The organism is Pseudomonas sp. HY2-MNA-CIBAN-0224, from assembly GCF_040310285.1.
GTDB lineage: Bacteria > Pseudomonadota > Gammaproteobacteria > Pseudomonadales > Pseudomonadaceae > Aquipseudomonas > Aquipseudomonas helleri.
The window spans coordinates 21987-28062 of sequence record NZ_JBEOPQ010000065.1 but is presented as its reverse complement, the minus strand read 5'-3'; the positions used below and the strand labels follow the sequence as shown (position 1 = coordinate 28062).

Annotated in this window: 7 protein-coding genes; 1 reads left to right on the top strand and 6 read right to left on the bottom strand. The window is 59.0% G+C overall.

Features of this window, described 5'->3' with window-relative positions; translation table 11 throughout:
• Positions 1-82: 82 nt before the first annotated feature.
• From AAEZ03_RS21975 to pmbA, 6 genes are all read right to left on the bottom strand, one after another.
• The gene (locus tag AAEZ03_RS21975) at positions 83-976 is read right to left on the bottom strand and encodes a ZIP family metal transporter (protein ID WP_153331367.1); all 894 of its coding nucleotides are present in this window, start codon (positions 974-976) and stop codon (positions 83-85) included.
• Positions 977-1003: 27 nt separating this feature from the next.
• A complete protein-coding gene (locus AAEZ03_RS21970) occupies positions 1004-1615 on the bottom strand; it encodes a superoxide dismutase (protein WP_048390291.1) in 612 nt (203 codons plus the stop codon).
• Between the two features lies 1 nt (position 1616).
• Positions 1617-2066, bottom strand: a complete 450-nt coding sequence (locus tag AAEZ03_RS21965; protein WP_123749609.1) for a DUF2753 family protein — start codon at positions 2064-2066, stop codon at positions 1617-1619.
• 33 nt (positions 2067-2099) lie between these two features.
• Positions 2100-3476: a class II fumarate hydratase gene (locus tag AAEZ03_RS21960; protein WP_278938181.1), complete on the bottom strand. Its 1377-nt coding sequence runs from the start codon at positions 3474-3476 to the stop codon at positions 2100-2102.
• A complete protein-coding gene (locus AAEZ03_RS21955; RefSeq protein ID WP_048368376.1) occupies positions 3469-3864 on the bottom strand; it encodes a hypothetical protein in 396 nt (131 codons plus the stop codon). Before AAEZ03_RS21955 ends, AAEZ03_RS21960 begins: the two co-directional genes overlap by 8 nt.
• A gap of 200 nt (positions 3865-4064) precedes the next feature.
• Positions 4065-5411 carry a metalloprotease PmbA gene (pmbA, locus tag AAEZ03_RS21950; protein WP_350581526.1) on the bottom strand — a complete coding sequence of 449 codons (1347 nt, stop codon included), beginning with the start codon at positions 5409-5411 and terminating at the stop codon, positions 4065-4067.
• 107 nt (positions 5412-5518) lie between these two features.
• Here pmbA and yjgA point away from each other — a divergent pair, with 107 nt between their 5' ends.
• The gene (gene yjgA, locus AAEZ03_RS21945) at positions 5519-6040 is read left to right on the top strand and encodes a ribosome biogenesis factor YjgA (RefSeq protein ID WP_048368378.1); all 522 of its coding nucleotides are present in this window, start codon (positions 5519-5521) and stop codon (positions 6038-6040) included.
• Positions 6041-6076 lie beyond the last annotated feature (36 nt).

Sequence of the window (6076 nt, the reverse complement as noted above, 5' to 3'; positions counted from 1 at the left end):
AGCTTGCCTCGCGATCTTTTAAGATCAAAAGATCGCGAGGCAAGCTCGCTCCTACGGGTTTGTTGGGGATCAATACAGGGCGTTAGCCCAGTGCGGTGTCCATCACCATCATCAGGCAAAAGCCGATGCACAAGCCCAGGCTTGCGAGCTTTTCGTGACCGTTGCGCCGCGATTCGGGGATCACTTCTTGAGTGACCACCAACAACATCGCACCCGCCGCCAACGCCAGTCCAAATGGCAATAACACTTCGGCCAGGTTCACTAGCCAGGCACACAGCAGCGCAAATACCGGTTCAACCAGGCCGGAGGCCGCACCGATCAAGAATGCCTTGACCCGCGACATGCCTGCACCCGCCAGTACCAGCGCGATCACCAGGCCCTCCGGGACGTCCTGCAGGGCAATGCCCATCGCTAGGCTGTCAGCATCTGGCATGCCGCCGCCTGCTGACACCCCGACCGCCATCCCTTCCGGGATGTTGTGCGCAATGATGGCAATCACGAACAGCCAGATACGCGGCGCAATCACGGGCTCGCCGGGCTTGCTGATGATCATTTCAGGGGCAGCCCCGGAGACCTTGAGGTCGACCAGAAACAGAAAAAATGCCCCCAGCAAAATACCCGCACTGACCAGGCCGCTGGCGCCCCATGACGACAGCCCAAGATTTTGCGCAGCCGTAATGCCCGGCACAATCAACGAAAATGCCGTGGCCGCCAACATGACCCCCGCCCCAAAACCCAGCAAGGTGTCGCTCACCGCAACCGGCATTTTGCGGATAACCAATACCGGCACGGCGCCCAAAGCGGTGCCCAGCGCACACAGCGCACCGCCTTGCAGAGCCCGCAACAACCTGGGTTCAAGATCCAGCCAGACCAACCCCTTGGCCACCAGCAAGGCCGTGCCCGCCAACAGCAAGAGCGTGCCCAGCGCATAGCGGAACATCCGCACGCCACCCACCGCTAATATTTGCGTGCCCATAATCTGCCTGAATCCTTCTGGGTCGGCTTAGGCAATCGCAGCTGCATAGCGCCGCTCGACTTCGGGCCAATTAATCACGTTGTAAAACGCATTAATGTATTCCGGACGGCGGTTCTGATAACGCAGGTAGTAAGCGTGCTCCCAAACGTCCAGCCCCAGAATCGGGGTGTTGCCGTTCATCAGTGGGCTGTCCTGGTTACCGCTGCTTTCGATGATCAGTTTTTTCTCGGGGGTCACGCTGAGCCAGGCCCAACCGCTGCCGAAACGGGTCAGCGCCGCTTTGGTGAAGTTTTCCTTGAACGTCTCCAGCCCACCCAACTGTTCATCAATGGCCTTGGCCAATGCGCCCTTTGGGGTGCCGCCGCCGGTTGGGCTCATGACTTCCCAGAACAGCGAGTGGTTGGCATGCCCGCCGCCCTGGTTGATCACCGCTGCACGCAGGTTTTCAGGCAGTTCCTGGACGCTGGCGACCAGTTTTTCAACTGGCCATTTTGCCCACTCCGTGCCGTCAACCGCAGCATTGAGGTTGTTGATGTAGGTCTGGTGGTGCTTGGTGTAGTGAATTTCCATGGTTTGCGCATCGATATGCGGCTCAAGCGCGTCGTAGGCGTAAGGCAAGGCAGGCAAGGTGTAAGTCATATCAATGTGCTCCTGAGTGATGGCCGCTGACGGTTGAGAGTTCGTGGCTTGACTGAGCCACTGGGCTTTTGAGCAACAGTTCGGAACGCGGGTATTCGCCGTGATCGCTGATAAAGTTCAAAAGCTCAACGTAGGTTTTGCTGCTCTGACGCAGCGCGGCTTCACGCAGCGCAGGCGCCAGGCGGGGGTTCTGCATGGTTTGCAGTAACCGCTGGTGAATCGCGCACAGGTACTCAACGCTCTCCTCCGGCTGGTTAAGGCGCAAATGCAGATCCGCCAGGTTGTGGTGGGAAATGACACACGCCGCCACTGCTTCGTCGGCATCACTCCAGCGCTCAAACAGCACTTGTGCCAGTGCCAGCGCCTGCAAGTAATGTTCTCGGGCATCGACCAGCTCGCCCTCAGCGAAACAGCGGTTGGCTCTTTCGATCGTGCGTTTCCAGTGCTCCATGTGAACCTCCAAAGCAGTGTGTGGGGCGTGGGGTTAAACGCCGCCGGCGGTCAATTTCTCGGGGTTGAGCAACACTTCAAGCTGGCTGCGCGGCAGATCGGTGTACTCAAGGGCCACATCAATCACCGGGCGGCCCTGCTGGTAAGCGGCCTTGGCAATTTCGGCCGCTTTTTGATAGCCGATGATCGGGTTCAGCGCCGTCACCAGGATCGGGTTGCGCGACAGCGCTTCCTTGAGCTTGGCTTCGTTGACCTTGAAGGTGGCAATGGCTTTGTCCGCCAGCAAGCGGCTGGAATTGGCCAACAGCTCGATGCTGCTCAACAGGTTGTGTGCAATCACCGGCAGCATCACGTTCAGCTCAAAGTTGCCTGACTGCCCGGCGATGGTGATCACCGTGTCATTGCCGATCACTTGGGCGGCGACCATGGCGGTGGCTTCCGGGATCACCGGGTTGACCTTGCCCGGCATGATCGACGAGCCCGGCTGCAAGCCTTGCAGTTCAATTTCGCCCAAGCCTGCCAGCGGGCCTGAGTTCATCCAGCGCAGGTCGTTGGCGATTTTCATCAGCGATACCGCGGTCGCTTTGAGCTGGCCCGAAACAGACACGGCGGTGTCCTGCGAGCCAATCAAGGCAAACAGGTCTTTACCCGGCGTGAATGGCACATGGGTCAGCGCGCTGAGTTGCTGGCTGAACAGGGCGGCGAATTGCGGGTGCGCGTTGATCCCCGTGCCCACCGCTGTGCCGCCCTGGGCCAGCGACTGCAGGGCCGGTTGCAGGTTGTGCAGGTGCTCGATATTGGCCTTGAGCTGTTGCGCCCAACCATTGAGCACCTGGCTCATGCGCACCGGCATGGCGTCCATCAGGTGTGTACGCCCGGTTTTAACGTAAACGTGAACCTGCTCGGCCTTGTGCTCGATCACCTCGACCAGATGCTTGAGGGCCGGCAGCAGTTCTTCGTGCAAGCCCAGTGCAGCGCTGACGTGAATGGTGGTCGGGATAATGTCGTTGCTGCTTTGCCCGCAGTTGACGTGATCGTTGGGGTTGACCACTTCGCCCAGCACGCGGGTTGCCAGTGTGGCGATGACTTCGTTGGCGTTCATGTTGGAACTGGTGCCCGAACCGGTCTGGAAAATATCCACCGGGAAGTGCTCCATGAAATCGCCGGACAGCAGGATCTGCGTGGCTTCGACAATGGCATTGCCCTGCGCTTCGCTGATTTGCTTGAGTTCAACATTGGCTTTGGCGGCAGCGGCCTTGGCCAGAATCAGGGCGCGAATGAATTGCGCGGGCATGCGTTGATGGCTGATCGGGAAGTTGTCTACCGCACGTTGTGTTTGCGCGCCATACAGCGCGGCCTCAGGCACGTGCAATTCACCCATGCTGTCCCGTTCGATACGCGTATTACTCATCAGGAAATCCTTGCAGCAGTTCTGTTAAAGAAATTGAAGGTTCGAGTTCGCAGGTCGCCAATTGCCAGGCAAAACTTTGCCAGCGCTTGAGGCGGCAGTTACACAGGGCTTGAGTTTCCATATCGCGCAGCGGGCGCCATGCATGGTCCAGGCACAGGTTGCGCCAGTGCCAAGGCAGGGCCGTATCAGCGGCGGTGTCCAGCAAGAGCCGGAACGCGGTAGCAGAAATCATCCAGGGAGAAGTCGCCGTGCAACCGGCCAGGTATCGGCCCTCGGCCAGATAGTGCTCAATCAGGCGCGGCTCGTCGGGCGCCAGGCCGCAACGGATCTGACGGCTCATCCAGCGCCAACTTTCCAGATAAGGGCCTTCATGCAAGGCTGAACTCATGACCTAGGCTCGCTCGATAATGAGATTCATTATTAGGCGATATTGATTATCAAAACAAGCCTGCCTTAGACAGACCTTTGTCTCGCGATCTCTTAATCCTGTAAAAGATCGCGAGGCAAGCTCGCTCCTACAGAGGTTGGGTTTAAAAAAAAGGCGTATCACCCGTGCAGGTGATACGCCTTGATTACAACCGGGAAGGTTTAGCTGCCCGCGACGGTCATGCGCTCGATCAGCACCGAACCGGTGCGGATGTTGCTGCGCAGTTCCAGGTCGTTACCCACGGCAACGATCTGCTTGAACATGTCGCGCATGTTGCCCGCGATGGTCACTTCTTGAACCGGGAACTGGATTTCACCGTTCTCAACCCAGAAACCCGCCGCGCCACGGGAGTAGTCGCCCGTGACCATGTTGAGGCCGCTGCCCATCAGTTCAGTTACCAGCAAACCCCGGCCCATGCGGCGGATCAGGGCCGCCTGGTCTTCGTCACCGTGGGTCACGAACAGGTTGTACACGCCGCCCGCGTTGGCGGTGCTGGGCAGGCCCAGTTTGCGGCCCGAGTATGTGCTGAGGATGTAGGACACCAACTCGCCATCCTTGATAAACGGTTTGGCGTAAGTCGCCAGGCCGTCGTTATCGAAGGAGGAACTGCCCATGGCCCGGACCAGATGCGGACGCTCGTCCAGGGTCAGCCATTCAGGGAAAATCTGCTGGCCCAACGCATCCAGCAAGAACGACGATTTACGGTACAGGTTGCCCCCCGAAATCGCGCCCAAAAAGCTGCCGAACAAGCCACCGGCCAGTTCGGCCGAGAACAAGACCGGAACTTCGCAGGTCGGCACCGGGCGTGAACCCAGGCGGCGAGCGGCGCGTTCTGCGGCGCGCTGGCCGATGCTGACGGCGTCCATCAGCAACTCGCCCTGGCAGTTCACGTCATACCAGTAGTCACGCTGCATTTGCCCGTCGCCTTCGGCGATCATCACGCAGCTCAAGCTGTGGCGGGTAGACGCCGAACCACCGATAAAGCCATTGCTGTTGCCGTACACACGGCAGCCCTGATGGGTGCTGAGGGTGGTGCCGTCGGCGTTTTTGATGCGGCTGTCTGCGTCAAAAGCCGCAGCTTCGCAAGCCAAAGCCTTTTCGATGGCTTGTTCCGGGGTGATGTCCCAGGTGTGGAACACATCAAAATCTTTCAGGTCGCGGGCCATCAGGCTGGCGTCGGCCAGGCCCGAGCTTTCGTCTTCGGAAGTGTGCTTGGCAATTGCCAAGGCGGCCGCGACGGTTTCGCGGATGGCATCCGGGCCGCTGGCCGAGGTGCTGGCCGAGCCTTTGCGCTGCCCAACATAGAGCGTGATGCCAAAACCCTGGTCGCGATTGAACTCAACGGTTTCGACTTCGCGCTGGCGTACAGAGGTCGACAGGCCCTGCTCCAGCGACACCGCGACTTCGCAGGCGCTGGCGCCCTGGCGCTTGGCTTCGGCGATGATTTGCTCGACCTGCTGTTGCAGTGCCGGCAAGGCCTGCGGGCCGACGCTTTGTACTGCACTCATGGTTTTCTCCACTCAAATTCTGTTTTCGGTAGGGCCGCCGAGCGACCAGGCCGGACAAGCGGCCTCCGACTGGTTATCATGGCGGCGTTTCTTTGCGGACTGCCACCATGGTTGATTCTTACGACGACGCCTTCGACGGCGAAAAAAGCAAAACACAGGTCAAGAAAGAGCTGCATGCTCTGGTTGATCTGGGCGAGCGTCTTACAACGCTCAAGCCTGATTTGCTGAACAAAATGCCTTTGACTGACGCTATGCGCAAGGCTCTGGCAGATGCTCCAAAACACACGGCTCATATTGCGCGCAAGCGCCATCTGATGTTCATCGGCAAGCTGATGCGCGATCAACCGATCGACGAAATTCTTGCTTTGATCGATCAAGTTGATGCCTCTTCTCGCCAATACAACGAGCGTTTCCACAACCTCGAGCGCTGGCGTGATCGCCTGCTCGAAGGCGACGACGCTGTACTGGAAAAATTTGTTGTCGAGTTCCCTGAGGCTGACCGCCAGCAAATGCGCTCGGTCATCCGTCAGGCCAAACACGAACTGGCTCATAACAAGGCACCGGCCTCAAGCCGCAAATTGTTCAAGTACATTCGTGGGTTGGACGAGACGCAACGCGGTCTGCGTTAAATCTCGCAGGCGGGTGGGTTGCCCTGCAACCCACCC

What these genes read in the sequence shown, in the direction of transcription:
- AAEZ03_RS21975 (WP_153331367.1), bottom strand. Translation starts at nt 976, where the DNA reads ATGGGCACGCAAATATTAGCGGTGGGTGGCGTGCGGATGTTCCGCTAT.
- AAEZ03_RS21970 (WP_048390291.1), bottom strand. Translation starts at nt 1,615, where the DNA reads ATGACTTACACCTTGCCTGCCTTGCCTTACGCCTACGACGCGCTTGAG.
- AAEZ03_RS21965 (WP_123749609.1), bottom strand. Translation starts at nt 2,066, where the DNA reads ATGGAGCACTGGAAACGCACGATCGAAAGAGCCAACCGCTGTTTCGCT.
- AAEZ03_RS21960 (WP_278938181.1), bottom strand. Translation starts at nt 3,476, where the DNA reads ATGAGTAATACGCGTATCGAACGGGACAGCATGGGTGAATTGCACGTG.
- AAEZ03_RS21955 (WP_048368376.1), bottom strand. Translation starts at nt 3,864, where the DNA reads ATGAGTTCAGCCTTGCATGAAGGCCCTTATCTGGAAAGTTGGCGCTGG.
- pmbA (WP_350581526.1), bottom strand. Translation starts at nt 5,411, where the DNA reads ATGAGTGCAGTACAAAGCGTCGGCCCGCAGGCCTTGCCGGCACTGCAA.
- yjgA (WP_048368378.1), top strand. Translation starts at nt 5,519, where the DNA reads ATGGTTGATTCTTACGACGACGCCTTCGACGGCGAAAAAAGCAAAACA.